This is a genomic window from Dyadobacter sp. HNCC25DJ187, assembly GCF_056895255.1.
The window spans coordinates 380601-398891 of record NZ_JBXHAT010000003.1 but is presented as its reverse complement, the minus strand read 5'-3'; the positions used below and the strand labels follow the sequence as shown (position 1 = coordinate 398891).

9 protein-coding genes are annotated in these 18291 nt (G+C 44.2%); 7 read left to right on the top strand and 2 right to left on the bottom strand.

Annotation, left to right across the window (positions count from 1 at the left end; translation table 11 throughout):
- Window positions 1-38: 38 nt before the first annotated feature.
- Window positions 39-4271, bottom strand: a complete 4233-nt coding sequence (locus AC1XUE_RS22870) for a M4 family metallopeptidase (RefSeq protein ID WP_483358331.1) — start codon at window positions 4269-4271, stop codon at window positions 39-41.
- 458 nt (window positions 4272-4729) lie between these two features.
- On the opposite strand from AC1XUE_RS22870, the gene AC1XUE_RS22865 reads away from it, so the two are divergent.
- Window positions 4730-5284 carry a hypothetical protein gene (locus AC1XUE_RS22865; RefSeq protein WP_483358330.1) on the top strand — a complete coding sequence of 185 codons (555 nt, stop codon included), beginning with the start codon at window positions 4730-4732 and terminating at the stop codon, window positions 5282-5284.
- Window positions 5285-5395: 111 nt separating this feature from the next.
- Here the strand turns inward: AC1XUE_RS22865 and AC1XUE_RS22860 are convergent, their stop codons facing one another.
- Window positions 5396-5989 carry a GNAT family N-acetyltransferase gene (locus AC1XUE_RS22860; RefSeq protein ID WP_483358329.1) on the bottom strand — a complete coding sequence of 198 codons (594 nt, stop codon included), beginning with the start codon at window positions 5987-5989 and terminating at the stop codon, window positions 5396-5398.
- A gap of 271 nt (window positions 5990-6260) precedes the next feature.
- Here AC1XUE_RS22860 and AC1XUE_RS22855 point away from each other — a divergent pair, with 271 nt between their 5' ends.
- The 6 genes from AC1XUE_RS22855 to AC1XUE_RS22830 all read left to right on the top strand — a co-directional run bounded on the left by AC1XUE_RS22855 (window position 6261) and on the right by AC1XUE_RS22830 (window position 18242).
- Window positions 6261-7385: a Gfo/Idh/MocA family protein gene (locus tag AC1XUE_RS22855; protein WP_483358328.1), complete on the top strand. Its 1125-nt coding sequence runs from the start codon at window positions 6261-6263 to the stop codon at window positions 7383-7385.
- Between the two features lie 66 nt (window positions 7386-7451).
- Entirely contained in the window at window positions 7452-11192 is a 3741-nt protein-coding gene (locus tag AC1XUE_RS22850; RefSeq protein WP_483358327.1) for a PVC-type heme-binding CxxCH protein, read from the top strand.
- Between the two features lie 242 nt (window positions 11193-11434).
- Window positions 11435-14641: a SusC/RagA family TonB-linked outer membrane protein gene (locus AC1XUE_RS22845; protein ID WP_483358326.1), complete on the top strand. Its 3207-nt coding sequence runs from the start codon at window positions 11435-11437 to the stop codon at window positions 14639-14641.
- A 12-nt stretch (window positions 14642-14653) separates the two neighbouring features.
- Window positions 14654-16537, top strand: coding sequence for a RagB/SusD family nutrient uptake outer membrane protein (locus tag AC1XUE_RS22840; RefSeq protein WP_483358325.1), 1884 nt, complete (start codon window positions 14654-14656; stop codon window positions 16535-16537).
- 12 nt (window positions 16538-16549) lie between these two features.
- A complete protein-coding gene (locus AC1XUE_RS22835; protein ID WP_483358324.1) occupies window positions 16550-17245 on the top strand; it encodes a DUF3823 domain-containing protein in 696 nt (231 codons plus the stop codon).
- A 1-nt stretch (window position 17246) separates the two neighbouring features.
- Entirely contained in the window at window positions 17247-18242 is a 996-nt protein-coding gene (locus AC1XUE_RS22830; protein WP_483358323.1) for a family 43 glycosylhydrolase, read from the top strand.
- Window positions 18243-18291: the final 49 nt, after the last annotated feature.

The window sequence follows — 18291 nt, the reverse complement described above, 5'->3', positions numbered from 1 at the left end:
CATTCATGGATAAGCCGGCGCAGCGCTTCGGGTCGGGTTTAAAGTTTAAATACTGAGAAAGTACGGGAAGTAGTATGGTTTGAGAAAATCACCTGATACATGCCTGTGGGCAACTTTTCCAGGTTCTCTGTAATTTGGCCATTAACCACTTTCACGTTGGAATGATCTAAAACAACTCTCCCGGTTACACCTACCAGTTTTACATGCCAATAGGCTGTTTCCCTATCTGTTACATCAATATAAAGAATCGACTGTACCGGATTGGGAAAGTACTTCACCACGGCAGACTGCTGTTGATTATCTATTGAAATAATTTTGCTGTGCGTGAAACTACCATCCTTATCCACCTGGCGTAATCTGTAATAATTGGAAGCAGATTTAAAATACTGATCAATGAATTTATAAGTCTGAGTTATTGCTGAATTGCCGATACCTGATACTACACTTATGCGCTCGAAAATGCGTCCATCCGTGGAGCGCTCCACCTCAAATCGATCATTTTGCTGTTCGGATGTCGTTTCCCAGATCAGCCTGTTCCCCTCAATTGTATTCTTGCCGGAGAAATGAGAAAGTGTTACCGGCAATGATGTCTCTTTGTAATCTCTGTCTGAAAGTGCGAAACCGGAAAAACCGGTATGGAATACAGACGTAAAAGCATAGTCGGTATTAAATACATAAGTAGCGTTTACCTGCGCATAAGCAATGCCATCGATGGTTGCAGACGCAATACCATCACTACTTTTACTCATTGACCGGATATGGCTTCCATTAAAATTCGGAAGTTCTGCAGCTCCATAAAAAAGTGTAATTTCATAACTTCCTACCGGATTATTATTCCTAGGTGTTACCTTAAATGTTTTGTTGGTCACCTGATAAGCACCCATCCAACTCACAGCATCTGTCCCGGATCTGTCGACTGCAACAGCCGTACAGCCATAGTTATGATCACCAAAATTATTGATACGGGCCACCAGATTTCCGGTACCCGGATCAAAAAACTGTACAGTTTCTCCTGCACCCATATACTGCACATCGGGTGTAACCATGACGGCAGTTTGTACCCGTTTTGGAGAATCAGCTGTAAGTTTTACATTATCTATTGCCCACCAATAATCATAGTTGGCTATATACCTGAATCTTATTTTCATACCAGGATTCCCATATTCAGCGGGAATTTGCAGGGTTCTTTTTGCAGGAGAAGTCCATGAGCCTGATGTACCGCTTGCTTCAGTTTGTGTCAGTATGTTACGCCACGTGGTACCATCCCAGACATCCACCAGCGCTTTTTCAGCAAATCCCATCTTCCATACATAGAAATATTCCAGAAAAGATAATTCAATATTGCTCATCCCTGCAGTATTGAACGAAGCAGACTCCACAACCTTATCCATATTGACACTACCGGCAGCATCGCTGTTGATAAATAGCAGTTTAGGTTTCAGTGCGTCCAGCCACACTGTACCCAGATTCACGACTGCCCAGGTTTGAGGATATACTCCTCCTCCTACTACATTCCAGCCTTCCGGTAAGCCCCTTTCAAAATCCTCCGACATCAGGACACTGTTCACTGATGTCGGAATTTTATCATTGTCTATAATAGTAAAAGTGTGACTTTGCCCAAACGTTTCAGGAAATGCATCTCCTCCATTCGGGCTTGTGAGTGTATAGGTGAGCACAAAGGTTTCGTTGTCTTCGATGTATGCATCGTTATAGATCCGGACTTTAATATCCTGCGAAAGACGTCCAGCCTCCAAAACAAAGCTGGTTGGATAATAGCTATAATCGGCCGTTTCACCCATTTTCGCTGTACCCTGGGCATGAATCGTTACAGTGACAGGTTGCGACGGAACGCCATTAATCTGTACACTGACCGTTTTCTCTATATATTCCAGACATTCATTGGGATATGCGGATGGCGTATTGGCTTCTCCTTCATTCACCGTTGTAGCTGTTGTCACAAACTGAACCGATGGAGCTGAACAGTTATAAATTCTGAAATCATCAATATACCAGCCGTCCAATCCTCCGCAGCCATCAGTTCCAAAGTCCCAGCGTAATTGTATGGTTTGCCCGGATACAAGATTCAACGCACTGAGATTAATACGGCTCTGCCCCCAGCTTCCGCCCACAGAACCCTGATTAGCGCCTGAAAAGCCAGGTTGCCCTCTCAGCGGATTGTCTCCTGTAGTAGCTAAAGTGATATTGTAAGGATTATCGGTAAAAGCAGTGTAGGGCACCAAAAGCCATTCTCCATTATTAATCCGATACTTCACATTACCTCCGTCGTAATTGGTCTCCGTTGCCACATAATGATCGAAAGCGGCCATAATCGGCCCAACAGTATTGGCAGGAATGGTAATCACCGGACTTCTGAGACTAATTACCCCATTTTGAAAATTATTGACACAATCTCCTCCTTTAAAATTGACTGCATAAGCACCTTTTCCCTCACGTCCTCCGGGCAATCCGTTACGAATTAACCATTGGCGTTCTGTCCACTGTGCCGGATTAGAAGCCGTAGCTGATACAGCCCACTCACCCAATCCTGATTCAAAGTTTTCGAAAAAAATAGCATTACCCTGATTTGCGCCCGAACACAGTGTCGATACCGGCTTGAGCATCACCTGGAATCCGCAGGCATTCGTTCCTCTTAACTCTACTGCTGCAATCACACGACTCAATTGGATAGCATCAGCTTCGGTCAGGATCTCTCCTGACGGCCCTGCTGGTACCTCACTAAGCGAAAGTCCCTGCAAATTGATACCGATCAGATCAGCCAATGATGCTTCCAGAATATCCGCCTGAGCGGCAAAGTCGGTAGTACTCGTCATGTATTCCGACTGAGCACGCCAGAAAATGTGTGCAGCCTTCGTCAGTCCCAGTCCCGTTATCGTTTGTCCATTGTAAGTTCCGCCATCCACAAGGAGCGCAAAAGCATGATTGAGAATACCGGAATTGATATGTACCCCTCCATTGTCAGTAGAAGCACACCAATATTGAGGATCAGACACTTTACCTGGATCACCATAGCAGTTAGGATTCCACATATCACGTAATCCATGATTAAAGGCAGGAGCATTTTCTCCGATTTTCCATCTTGCAGAACTTCCGCAACCCGTTCTGAAATCACTACTCTCATCCTCATCCATATAATTGTTGAGCATATCTACCGTTTCACCCCATATATCTGAGTAGGATTCGTTCATAGCACCAGTTTGCCAGGCATAGATCAGCCCACTTGTATTTTCCGTGTAAGCATGAGCCCATTCGTGTGCCACAATATCATCGGATGCAGTTCCTGTACAAAAACTCGCTGCTCTGCCATTCCAGGTTGCATTAGGACAATTCACATCCGGATTGTTGTTGATGGTAATCATACTTGCATCTGCATTATTATAGGAAACAAATCCGAATGTATTTTTCATCAGATTATAAATGTGTCCTGCACTTTTCACCTCCGACTTTTGCCATTGATCTAATGAAGCAAATGCAGCACCATCCATGCCATCAGATTCCTTCCATTTCAGGTTAGCAGAAGATATGGACGTTTCATACAATTTCCTGTCAATACTATGCATACCGGCAAACTGCTCCACGATCTCCCTTGTATGAGCATCTATATAGACAAACTCCCGGATATCAACTCCATTCGCCACTTCCACCTCATATACCAGATGTACCGCTCCCCTGTAACCTTGAGCCAGTCCCTTTTGAAATACATACAGTGTACTTTTACTGCTTTGCAGAGGTACTGTAAAATTTCCGAGTTTCTGCCCTGTAACGTGTTTGATCGCCAGCTGTTCAGCTTCAGTAGATTTGACTGACGGAACGGTATTCAGTTTGGAAACGCCAACGAAATTCCCGTTAAGTGAGGTAAGATCGGAGCTCTGGTTAAAGTGAAACTTCAGAACGCCATCAAAAACCGGAACGCCGTTCACATGCTGTTGCATGATCACATGTTCTCTGCCGTGCTTATCTTTTTTACTATCTTTTACTACAAATGCCTCATTTTCCCATTTGGCCTTGAATAATCCTGCATTCTCTTTCAAAAAAATCATGGCTTTGTCTTTCGGCACTCCGCTGCTACTTACCTTCATGGCTCTGGTAGCCGGAAAGCGCATAAAGCTAAGAGACTGCGTAGCTTTACCGATAGTGGGTACAGCGCCTGTTTTTGAAGCAAAGGCATTGATCTCATTTTGTACGGCATCCTGAGAGAAGGATTTTCCTGCAATCAGTAATAGTATTAAAGTCAGTTGTAAAGTGTATCTCATAGAATTTGGCTAAGCGTAACACCGCCAAATTAGAAATAAATACAGCAATAGCAACTGTGCTATGTAGCTACTAATCAAGCTAAGAACCTACATAGTTGTTCTACTTCAGAATAACTAGTTGTAATAAATTAGAATCAATACTACACAACTATCTACAAATCAGGTCAATAATATTTTACAAAAATAGTTTTAGGAAGGATTTATTGAATTAAAAAAATCATCTGTAACTTCAAAAAAATGATGAACGGAGTGCATTATACTTCAGGCCTATCCGGATTTAACCTGACTGTAATATTTTAAACAACTACTCCGTCAAAAGACATTATTGAACATTTGCATCAACTGGCTAAATAAGCGCCTGGCGGATACTTAAAATTGCTCTTTTATTCAATAACTTGTAACGATGTTTAAGAGTGAACTACTACTATCTATAAATCTATGTGTAAAAGCTGTACGATATGAAAGCCGGAAGAATATACGCTTTTGTCCTTTTCCTGACCACTTTATTCGCTTGTGCAGAGCAGGATATAGAAGCCACCAAGGATGCTGATCTGTTGACTCAGGAAGTATATTTTGAGGTCATACATACCAACAACGCCTGGCAACCCGTACGCAAAGGTTTCATCGTTGACAATACCGGCAGTATACGCACTTATTCGAACCCGGCTGCGTGGAATGATGCAGGTAATGCAAAGGGTCAAATACTCACTTCCTCTCAGATCAGACAGAATTTCGAAAAGACGATCGCAAGTGATATAAAAGTCGATGCAGCACAGTTTAAAACTTTTGCCAGTAAAATTCCGGCGCTTTCAACGGCCAATTACACCAAAAGAGTCGAGACAGGAAAGGATAACGGTCAGACTCATTTTTACGCTTATCAATACGATTCCAAAAGGGAAGCTTATGTCCCCATTTTATTGAATGAAACGGGAGATTGGAACAGCCGGAATACAGATCAGTCAGCGATTGAAATGTCGGAATGGCTTCAGCACATACTTTCATCGGTACAATAAGGCTTTTGTACCGATGGACCTTCAAAACATGATCTAAGCTTTCTGATCCTAAAATTGCAACTCATTTTTATTAACGGATGGCTGGTCACTGGATTGAGCAGATTAAATTTATTACAAAGCTTTGACCATATGAAAGTACCAGTGATCCATGAACGGCTTCTGACCCGCTACCATAAATCCCTGTTTTTCATAAAACATGCGCGCTCGTGGATTATCTATATCTACTATTAACCCTACCCGGTTGTATCCGAGCGATTTGGCCCTGTCACAAAATGCTTGAATAAGTTTCTGCCCTATACCTTTTCCCTGATGCTCAGGGTGTACATTGATGCAGTCCAGGTAATATTCACCGGCTTCGGTTTCATTATCGGGCAGAAAGCCAGGCTTTGTCTTACGTATCTGATCAAGAATCGGCTCTCTCAAAACCTGCAAATCTGCTCCATTATAGCCGGTAACTGATCCGATGATCATGTGCTCTTCTTCAAAGACCTGCGTAAAAACGTAGCTATATTGGTTATCAGACCTTTTGTAAAAACTTTCAAAAAATGGAATGGCATCCTCATAGCGTTCCGAATCAGCAAAGATTCCTGCTATATGCCCCATTGCAAGAATAAATAGTGGCGCTACCTGAGGCGCATCACTGGCAGTCCCCTGTCTGATCATATCGAGAAAGTAAATATGGCTTATTGCGTTGGCTAATCTCATGAAAATTTATAATGATGTCCTACTTTCTGTCAATATTTTGCCCAAAATAATAGCAGAATAAAAAAACAGATCAAAATATAGCCACTACTAATCAAAACAAAGAAAGTTTTTAGCACTATTTTGCTTTAAAATTGTATTACCATTCAACCCTATACAGTACAACCAAATTCGAAATTCGATTTGGTTAGAATTACAACCCATTTAAGTGGATTCTTACCAACTACCGCACACGCTAAATACTCAGTACCAGAATCATTAACCTTAAATAAATATGTCTAAGAAAATTAACGTTGCCATTGTTGGTCTCGGTTTCGGAGCCGAATTTATCCCCATTTATCAACAGCACCCTCATGCGAACATGTATGCGATTTGCCAGCGTACAGAATCGAAAATGAATGCTGTCGGAGACCAATATGGTATCGATGTGCGTTACAGCAGCTACGACGACCTTCTGGCCGATCCTAACGTAGATGCGGTACACATCAACTCTCCAATTCCTAACCACGCAGAGCAGACATTAAAAGCATTGCGTGCCGGCAAACATGTGGCATGTACCGTACCAATGGCAACCAGTGTAGAAGATTGCCTTGAAATTGTGAAGGCCGTTAAAGAAACCGGCAAAAAATACATGATGATGGAAACAGTGGTTTACGCACGTGAATTCCTGTTTGCCAAAGAACTATACGAAAAAGGTGAGCTTGGTAAAGTTCAGTTCCTGAAGGCTAGTCACCAGCAGGATATGGAAGGATGGCCTGACTACTGGCCTGGTCTTCCTCCCATGCACTATGCTACACACTGTGTAGGACCTGTTGCAGGATTACTTAAACTGGAAGCTGAATATGTATCATGCTTTGGCTCAGGAACAATCAGCGAAGATCTTGTTAAGATTCACAACTCGCCCTTCGCAGTTGAATCCGCTCATATCAAGTTCAAGGATAGCGACTTATCTGCTTATGTATACCGTTCATTATTCGATGTGGCACGTCAGTACCGCGAAAGCTTTGAAGTATACGGCAGCAAAAAGTCTTTTGAATGGCCATTGATCGAAGGTGAAAATCCGGTGATCCACACAGCAAAAAAACCTGAGCACGAAATTGCTGAGCGTGTACCAACACCTGATTACGCACATTTGCTACCAAAGGAAATCCAGCATTTTACAGGAAAAGGCGTTTACGACAAAGATGATAATTCTCACTTGTCATTCGTACAAGGTGGTGGACACGGCGGATCACACCCACATTTGGCACATGAGTTTATCACAGCGTTAATAGAAGATCGCGAGCCTTTCCCGAATGCAGCGCAATCTGCTAACTGGACAAGCGTTGGAATTCTGGCACACGAGTCGGCAATGCAAGGCGGAGCTTTGATTCAGCTGCCTGATTTTAAGAACGTTTGATATTCTCTACCCCATTCCTTTGTTAGGGATGGGGTAATTCCGAAAGAACCAATTTTAATTATTTAAATGAAAACCAAAGCCTTATCCTTTTTATTCGGTCTCGTCCTGCTGGGCTGTGCCGTACAACCTTCTTCCCAAAAGGCTTCTTTGACGGCAGAATCCTCCAAAGACGCTAAAAAAGCGCGTCGACTGGAGATTCTCTTCATGGGTGACAAAGTGGGTCATCACAAGCCTGCAGAGCGCCTTCCACAACTGATGGCAGCTTTGGGACCTAAGGGTTTCAACTTCACCTACACAGATGATCTGGAAGACCTGAACCCTGAAACCCTGGGCAAATACGATGCGCTGATGCTTTTTGCAAACTGGGATTCTATTGCTCCGCAGCAGGCAAAATCATTACTTGATTTCGTAGCGAGTGGTAAAGGATTTATTCCTGTCCATTGCGCATCTTACTGTTTCCGTAACAACCCTGACGTCGTCAAATTGATGGGCGGCCAGTTCTGGAGACATACCTTCGACACCATTCAGCCTGTTTGGATTAAGCCCGACCACCCGGCTATCGCTGGTGTTGAGCCATTCAAAACGGTAGATGAAACCTATTTGCACAAGTTGCTGGAACCAGACAACATCGTGCTTACTGAACGTATTGTACAGGCAGATCAGGAAAAAGACAAGCCGGGACGTGCTAACGAACCTTATACCTGGGTACGTACGCATGGAAAAGGTCGTGTCTTCTACACAGCCTACGGTCACGACGAGCGCACATGGGCGACAAAAGGTTTCCAGGATTTACTTGAAAAAGGGATTCTCTGGGCGGTGAACGACGATGCTAAAAAAGCATTGGCTGCTTTGGCTCCAAAGCCATTTGAATACCGCTCTGCTGTACTTCCCAACTATGAACAACGTCCTGGTCAGCAGTTGCAGCAGCTTCCTCTTTCACCGGAAGAATCAGTAAAGCACATTCAGATTCCTGTTGATTTCACACTGGATATTTTTGCCCATGAGCCTGATGTAATGCACCCGATCGCCATGACATGGGATGAACGCGGCAGATTATTTGTACTGATCACAAAGGATTACCCTAACGAAAGAAAAGATACCGGCGGAAGTGACTATATCCTGATTTGCGAAGATACCAATGGTGATGGTAAGGCAGATAAATTCACGAAGTTTTCAGATGACCTGAGCATTCCTACCGGTATGGTGTTTGCAAATGGCGGTCTGATTGTTTCTCAAGCTCCTCACATGTTGTTCTTACAAGATACAGACGGTGACGACAAAGCGGATGTAAAGAAAATTCTGTTTAGCGGATTCGGCACTTTTGATACGCATGCAGGACCATCTAACCTTCACTATGGATTTGACAACTGGGTATATGGTTCAGTAGGTTATTCAGGTTTTAAAGGAAAATTAGCGAAAGGTGATTCTCTGGATTTCGGGCAAGCATTGTTCCGTTTCAAACCGGATGGAACTGAGATGGAAGTAGTTGCGAAAACTTCCAACAACACATGGGGATTGGGCTTCAATGAAGCAGGTGATCTGTTCGGCTCTACAGCCAACAATTCACACGGTTGGTATAGCGCCATTCCTAACCGTTATTTTGGAAAAAGCCGTGTAGACAACGGAAGCCGCAGCACAGATACGCATAAAGACATGCAGCCTATAACTGAAAAAGTGCGTCAGGTTGACGTTTTCGGTGGTTTCACAGCTGCAGCCGGACATAACTTCTACACTGCCCGTGCATATCCTAAAAAGTACTGGAACAAAGTCGCTTTCGTTTCAGAACCAACAGGACACATCCTGCACCAGAACATCATGGAGAAAAAAGGAACCGATTTTGAAGATAAACTTGGTTTCAACCTTCTTGCCGGCGCTGATGAATGGGTAGCTCCTGTATTTGCAGAAGTTGGTCCCGACGGGGCCGTTTGGATCGCTGACTGGTATAGCTACATTATCCAGCACAACCCTACTCCAAAAGGTTCAGAAAATGGAAAAGGAAATGCTTACGAAACTCCTTTGAGAGATTTCACACATGGTCGTCTGTACCGGGTGGCTTACAAAAAAGCGCCTGCCTACAAACCACTTGCACTGAGTAAAAGTCGTCCTGACGAACTGGTAGCGACTTTGAAAAACACCAATATGCTTTGGAGAAGACATGCGCAACGTTTGCTTGTGGAACGCGGAAACAAAGACGTAGTGGGTAAATTGGTTGAGCTTGTAAAAGACAAATCAGTTGACGAAGTGGGATTAAATACGGCTGCTATTCACGCGCTATGGACTTTGCACGGATTGAACGCAATGGACGATGCAAGCGTAATTGCTGCGGTTACAGAAGCAGTGAAGCACCCATCGAACGACGTTCGTAAGACTGCAGTTCAGGTGTTACCACGTACTGCGGGCTCTGCTCAGTTGCTGTTGGCGGCAGACGCACTGCACGATAAAGAGCCTCTGGTAGTATTGAATTCTCTACTTGCGCTTTCTGAGATCCCATATACGCCGAAAGTAGAAACTGCCATTCTTGGATTGCTGGATACCTACGCACAACCTGATGATCGTTGGATGCCGGATGCATTTGCTGCGGTATTGAATGCACAAGATGGCAAATTGCTTACTAAATATCTGGCTCAGCGTGCAGGCAAAGCCGGTTCTGCTCAGTCATCTGCAAAAGCCGATACCAAAGCTGCTGCTTCGCATGAAGGAATGGATCATAGCAACCATGGTACAAGTAAAGTAACAGTACAGGGTACTGCTGAATTGGCAATCACCAATATCACCATTGATCCTGCTACTCCTTATGTACGTGAGAATGCACGTGTAACGATTGAAATTACTAATCAGGGAAGCGTTGCTGTTCCTAAGGGAGTTGTTCCTGTGGTGAATGTAGGTATCAGAAGCCGTTCTCTGAACAGTAACTATATCAGCCGTCAATTAACCAATGGTATTGCCCCTGGTGAAACCATCAAACTGACAGAAGGTAACAATGGCCCATGGAAAAGCATGTTCAACTTTACTTCTGATGAAGCAGGCAAAGTGAATGTAACGGCTACGATTGATCAGGACAATGTTGTTCCTGAAAAAGACGATTTCAAAAACAATACGCTAAGTAAATCATTTGAAGTACTTCGTTTGGATCGCGTTTCAGACTTTGCTCTTGAACGTGCAATCCGTGGATATTCGTCTTATGCGAGCGGAAGCGAAGTTGTCAATCTGATGAAAACTGCTCAGACGCTCGACCCACAAGGACGTAATGCAATCCTGAAAGGTATAATCGGATCATGGAACCCAAGAAGAAAAGAGAAGCCTACCGATGCTGACAAGACCATTCTGGCATCTATCAAAAGCGACATTCCGGAAGACTTGAACACACGTTTTGGTACACTGCTTGAATCTTACGGTTTGAAAGAAGAAGCTGCAGTTGATCCTAATGTACAGATTGTGAAGATCAAGGCGGTTCGCGAGGAAATGAAGTTCGACATCACTGAGTTCACGGCGGTAGCTGGAAAAACAGTCGAAATTGTATTCGAAAACCCGGATGCCATGCAGCATAACATTGTTGTTGGAAAGCCAAAATCAACCAACATCATCGGTAACGCTGCTGACAAAATGATCACTGCGAAGGACGGAGCAGAGAAAAACTATGTTCCTGCTATTCCTCAGATCATTGCAGCTTCACCACTGGTAACCCCAGGCCAGACATACCGTCTGCGTTTTGTAGTTCCTGATGTAGCAGGCGATTATCCATACGTTTGTACTTTCCCTGGTCACTGGAGACTGATGACCGGTGTGATGAAAGTCGTTAAACAATAACAAGACACCTCAAAAATTACTGCGAAAAGGCAGTTTTTGAGTCCGATGATTACCATTCCGTATATCAGTTCAAGCTGATATACGGAATATTTAACCCCTCCATCAATAAATAACCATCTGCTTAGGCGGCTGGGATTCGTATTGCCTTATCATTTTTAAAATATAACTAAATAAATATTTTATGAAATAAAACGAAGTAATCTAACCAAATTTAATGAATCAACTCTAACCAAACTTAACTTATGATCCTAATTCGACAAGCCTCCATACGGAGATTTTGCAAACCTCTCCTTGCCATTGCGGTATCCGGAATGCTGCTTCCGCAAGCGCCGGCTGCTTTGGCAGCAACCGATCCTTCAACTGCCTTTACAAAACGTCATCGTACCGCTGATAAGACCCTCACAGGTCAGGTGGTCGATGAAAAAAACAACCCACTGCCGGGAGTCAGTGTGGTTGTTAAAGGCAGTACAGTGGGGACCACTACTACGACCGAAGGAAATTTCAGTATTACCGTCAACGATGACGCGCAGGTGCTGACATTTTCTTTCATCGGTTACACCACGCAGGATGTTAATATCGCTACACAAACTCAATTTAATGTTACACTTGTTCCCAGTACTGAGGATCTGACAGAGGTGGTGGTTGTAGGTTACGGAACGCAGTCGAGCGCGACACTGACCGGTGCAGTCGGTAACGTACAGGCCAGGGATCTTGTCCGTACTCCTGCGATCGGAACATCTGATGCACTTGTTGGCAGGGTTCAGGGTATCACAGCAAGAAAAGCAGATGCTCGTCCCGGAAATGCTACCAGCATCCAGATTCGTAACATGGGTACGCCATTGTATGTCATTGATGGTATTCCATCTGATGCAGCCAACTTTAACAACCTGGGCCAGAATGACATCGAGAGTATCTCCATTCTGAAAGATGCTTCGGCTGCCATTTATGGTCTGCGTGCAGCAAATGGGGTAATCCTTGTAACAACCAAAAGAGGAAAAGCAGGGGATGGCCCTGCCCGTATCAATATCTCAGGGTACTATGGTTTACAAAATTTCACCCGCTATCCAAAACCTGCCAATGCCTACCAGCACATGCGCGGACTGGTAGAATCGGATGTAAATCAGGGACGTACCCCTACTGTTACACCTGAAGAACTGGCCAAATGGAAAGCCGGTACAGAAAAAGGTTATCAGAGCTTCGACTATTACAAAATGGTGATGCGCCCGAATGTACCTCAGTATTCACTGAATGCTAATGTTTCCGGTGGCACCGAGAAAATCAGCTATTTCCTTTCTGTGGGCCATTTAAGTCAGGATGCGCTGATCGAGGATTTTAAATTTAAGAGAACCAATATTCAGGCGAATATTGAATCCAATGTCACAAAAAAGTTAAAAGTCGGAGCGCAGATCAGTGGCCGTTTGGAAGATCGCCAACAGGCGGGTGTTCCCGGGCTTGATGATTACTTCAATCCGTTCCTCAGTATTTTCACCATGTGGCCTACCGAGCGCCCTTATGCCAATGATAATCCAAACTATATCAATCAAACGCATAACGTAAACGTTAATCCTGCTACGTACAAAAAAGATATTACAGGATACGTTGACGAGATTGATCGTGTTGTAAAAGGGAACTTTTATGCGGAATACGATTTCGCGTTCGGTTTGAAAGCAAAAGGTACTTACTCCTATCAGTTCCGTAATTTTGACTTCGACGGTTTTGAATATACTTATGACGCTTATACCTACGACGAAGAAAAGAATACTTACAACGTAGTGCCGGGCGGAGGAAACCAAAATCCATGGAGAGAACGCCGCAAGCGTAATGTGGTAGACCGCTTCGCCCAGTTTCAGCTGAGTTACAACAAAAGTTTTGGTGACCACGAAATATCTGCCATAGCCGCCTACGAGCAGTCCGACAATGTAAATACATACATGATCGTGCACACCGTACCGCCCAATAATTATATTCCCTTGATGTCATTTGCGAACCAGGATTATCTTCTGGATGAATGGAGTACAGAAGCACGTGCAGGATATATTGGAAGGGTAAACTATAACTATAAGCAAAAGTATCTGTTTGAAGCTGTAGGGAGATATGACGGGTCCTTCCTGTATGCACCCGGAAAGCGCTTCGGATTTTTCCCGGGTGTATCCGCAGGATGGAGACTGTCTGAAGAGGAATTTTTTAAAGGCAAACTGGAGAATGTATTTAGTAATCTTAAGATACGTGCTTCATATGGACGTACTGGTAGTGACAGAAATGCAACACTGCCTAATGATCCGTTTATTGTTGCCCCATTCAGCTACCTGCCAGGTTATAACTTCCTTCAGGGAAGCGCGATTTTCGACGGACAGTATAATATTGGTGTGAGGCCAAGAGGTTTACCAATCACGACACTTTCGTGGATTACCAACGTTTCTACCAACTTCGGTATCGACTTCGGATTCCTGGATGGTAAGTTGAATGGTCAGTTTGATATTTTCGAGAGAAAACGCGAAGGACTCCCTGCAGCTCGCTATGACGTTCTTCTTCCTTCCGAAGTGGGTTATACTTTGCCGAACGAAAACCTGAACAGTGATACACACCGTGGTGTAGAGGGAGTTTTGACCTACAAAAGTTCAGTAGGCCAGGTTGACTATACCATCGGAGCCAACGCAACACTTTCACGTCGCCGCGATCTTGATTTCTATAAACCTCGCTTTGGTAACTCTTACAATGAGTACCGTGATTCCTATGTGGATCGTTGGGGTAACATCAACTGGGGTTATCAGGTGGTTGGGCAATTCCAGTCGCAGCAGGAAATTGAAAGCCATCCGATCAATAATGACGAACAGGGGAACCGTACACAGCTTCCGGGAGACTTTATCTATAAGGACGTAAACGGAGACGGTATTATCAATGTCCTTGACGAACGTCCGATCGGTTATGCAGAAGGAGCAAACCCATACCTCAGCTTTGCATTGAATACCAGCATCTCGTATAAAGGCTTCCAACTATTTATGGATTTTGCCGGAGCATCACTTCAAAGCTTTCAACGTAACTGGGAATTAAAAATACCTTATCAGAACAATGGTACTTCTCCACACTTCATGTTGGAAGACCGCTGGCACCGTGAAGATCCGTATGATCCGAACAGTGCTTGGGTCCCCGGAACTTATCCGGCGCTACGCAAAGACAACTCCAGCCATGCCAACTTCCGTAAGAGCGATTTCTGGATTACCAACGTTCGTTACATCCGCCTGCGTAACATTGAACTGGGTTATAACTTCGACCAGAAAATTTTCAAAAAACTGGGAAGCAACGGACTTCGTGTTTATGTCAATGCGAGTAATCTGTTCTCTATCGACAATGTGAAGAAATACGAGATCGATCCGGAAATTTCTTCAGGAAACGCGCTAGTATATCCACAGCAACGTCTGTTTAACGCAGGTTTCAATATCACTTTTTAATTCGAATCAGTCATGCGTAAATTTTCAAAATATATTCTGGCCTTTTCCATCCTGACACTTTCGGGATGTGCAGAGGAATGGCTCGACAGAAAGCCGCAAAACATCATCCTGGAAGATCAGGTTTGGAACGATTCCAAAATGATCACGGGGCTTTTGGCCAACTATTACGATCGTCTCCCATACCATACCAATCTAAATAATGGTTCCACAACGGATCCCGCCATTCCTAACAAAGAAGGCTGGCAGGACTTTGCCGCCTATGACGAAGCGATGTGGTCCAACAATGACGATGCAAGAAACAACATAGTTTCCTATGCATTTCAAAGATGGAGACTATGGGATTATGGACTGATCAGAGATATCAACCTGGCTCTGGAAAACATAGAAAAATTTGGCACCTCTTTGTCAGCTGGTCAAAAAGCACAATTTTCGTCTGAATTTCGGTTTCTGCGTGCACAGGTGTATTTCGACCTGGTGAAAAGAATGGGCGGTGTGCCTATCATTACAAAACAATTGATATACAATTTTGATGGGAATCCCCAGGCATTACAGCAGCCACGAAATAAGGAAGAGGAAGTATACGATTTCATTGCTTCCGAGCTGGATGCGATTAAAGAGACACTAGGCAACGGAACCAGTAACACCCGGGCCAACAAGTACACTGCCATGGCACTGAAAAGCCGGGCGATGTTGTATGCTGCCTCTATCGCAAAGTATAATAACCGTATGTCCTCCCCTATTTCTACTGCGGGTGGAGAGGTGGGAATACCTGCTGCCAGAGCAGCCGGATATTATGCACAGTCGTTGGCTGCATCTGAAGAAATTATCAATAGCGGGGTTTATCAGCTTTACAATACCAACCCGAACGCCGGAGAGAATTTTTATGAGGCCATCACCAAGAAGTCTGCCAACAGAGAGGTTATTCTTGCACAGGATTTTTTGATCAGTAAAGACAAACGTCACGGTTTCACTTACGACAACATCGCCCGTAACGTACGCGAAGACAACCTTTCATCCTCGTCTATTACTCCGTCCCTGAACCTTGTTGAAGACTATGAATATCTCGACGGAACTTCGGGTGAGCTAAAAACAAGAAATGCAGGTAACACAGATTACATTTATTATGACAATCTGCAGGGAGCATTTGCGAATAAAGATGCGCGTCTATATGGGACAATCATCTATCCTGGCACGACCTTCCGTGGTACACCCGTTCAGATTCAGGCTGGCGTAAAAGTTTGGAATGCCGCTACTAACAGTTTCCAGAATGTAGAATCCAATACGCTTGGTTCCACTTATGATGACGGAGGATTATTAACAGGTGCTTCAGGACCACAGCGCGCGCAGACGGAAGTCAGCAACACAGGTTTCTACCTGAGAAAGTACGTGGATCAGGCAGCTATGTCGAGTACCAGAGGTATCCGCAGCGATATGTGGTGGATTCGTTACCGTTTAGGTGAAATATACCTGAATGCGAGTGAGGCCGCTCTGGAAACCGGAAAAACGGCTGATGCATTAAAGTATGTCAACGCTGTCCGCGAACGCGCAGGTTTCGGTGCCAATAGTCTCAAAGCACTCACCATCGAAAGGTTGCAAAATGAAAGGCGTGTAGAACTTGCTTTTGAGGATCATCGTGTCTGGGACTTGAAAAGATGGAGAATAGCGCATGAAGTCTGGAATGGAAATACAAATAATCCGGATGCTGTGATTTATGCGCTGTATCCTTACCGTGTAATTCGTCCGGGACATCCCACACATAACAAATATGTATATGATAAGCTGGTGGCACCACGGTTCCGTGCTCCCCGTTTCTTCCAGATGGGCAATTATTATTCATCCATCGACCAGGTTGTGATTGACAACAACCCTAAAATTATCCGGAATCCATTCCATTAATCCTCTTGAATCATGATAAAGAAACTCATACTTCCGACAAAGCTGTTACTGGCAGCGGTTATCACAGCAGGCTTGATGTCGTCCTGTGAAAAAGACAACCGGGCAGAACCTAAATCTGTTCTCAAGGGACGTGTTGTTTATGAAGGTCAGCCGGTGAATGTACGTTCCAACGGCGTACAGCTGGAAATCTGGCAACGAGGTTACCAATTGTTTACCAAGATTCCTGTCTACATCGCACAGGATGGGACTTTCTCTGCTTCGCTGTTTGACGGCGATTACAAACTGGTTCGCCTTCGTGGCAATGGTCCATGGGTAGATAACACGGACACCATTGCTGTATCGCTTCGCGGAACGCAGGAGCTGGATGTCCCTGTGAAGCCTTATTTTGTTTTTCAAAATGATAGTTATTCCAAAAGTGAGGGGAAAGTTTCAGCTACTTTCAATCTGAAACAAGTAGACGCCTCCCGTACATTGGAACGTGTGAATTTGTATATCGGAACGACGATGATCGTGGATCCGAACAACAACGCAGGTACTGTACAAAAGCCGGCGGCAGAGATCATCAATTTGTCTCAACCGATCACCTTGACGGCTACCCTTTCAACCGCATTGGCCGGACGCGAGTATGTATATGCAAGAATAGGTGTGAAAACATCCGGCGTGGGCGAAATGTTATTTGGCACTCCGCAAAAAATCATGCTGAAATAATATGGTGAAGCAAATTGCTCTCCTGTTCATTGCAATCCTGGGCGCTACTTTTTCCCGCGCCCAGGATTCTTTGCTAACAGACGTCCCTGTTCACGACCCGGTCATGATCAGGCAAAATGGCACGTACTATCTCTTTGCGACCGGAAGAGGAATCAGTGTATGGTCGTCCAAAGACATGAAAGGCTGGAAAAAAGAAAAGTCAGTATTCAGTACACCTCCTGAATGGGCACTAAAGGCTGTTCCTGGTTTCAGGGGGCATATCTGGGCGCCGGATATTTCCTTTTATCAGGGAAAATATTATTTATATTATTCCATATCTACATTTGGCAAAAACGGATCTTGTATAGGTTTGGCAACAAATAAAACCCTTAATCCCCTCGATCCGAACTTTAAGTGGACTGACCATGGAAAAGTGGTAGAGTCCGTTCCCGGAAGAGACGAATGGAATGCCATTGATCCGAATCTCATCATTGATGAAAACAAACAGCCATGGCTATCGTTCGGCTCATTTTGGAATGGCCTCAAGCTTGTTGCTTTAAATGAGAATGCCATGGAAATCGCAGTTCCACAAAAATGGTATACCCTCGCCAGTGTGCCAGGCAACATATCAAAATCAGATTCATCGGCAGGTGTAGGTGCTATTGAGGCACCATTTATCTTCAAAAAGGGCAAATTTTATTACCTCTTCGCTTCTTACGATTATTGTTGCAAAGGGGAAAAAAGCACTTACAAAATGCGTGTCGGTCGTTCGGAAAAACTGACAGGTCCTTATCTTGACAAGGAGAATGTCCCTATGAAAAAAGGGGGAGGAACACTACTGTTACAAGGCGACACGCAATGGCACGGCGTGGGACATAATTCAGTATATACCTTTGATGATATGGACTACCTCGTATTCCACGGATATGATGCTAAAGACAAAGGAAAATCAAAGCTTCGGATCGAAAAACTGAGCTGGGATGCACAGAACTGGCCCTACATTCAAACCAACAAATGATACAAAATAGGTAAAGCTCAGTCCCCTACTTATCATTTTTTAACATATC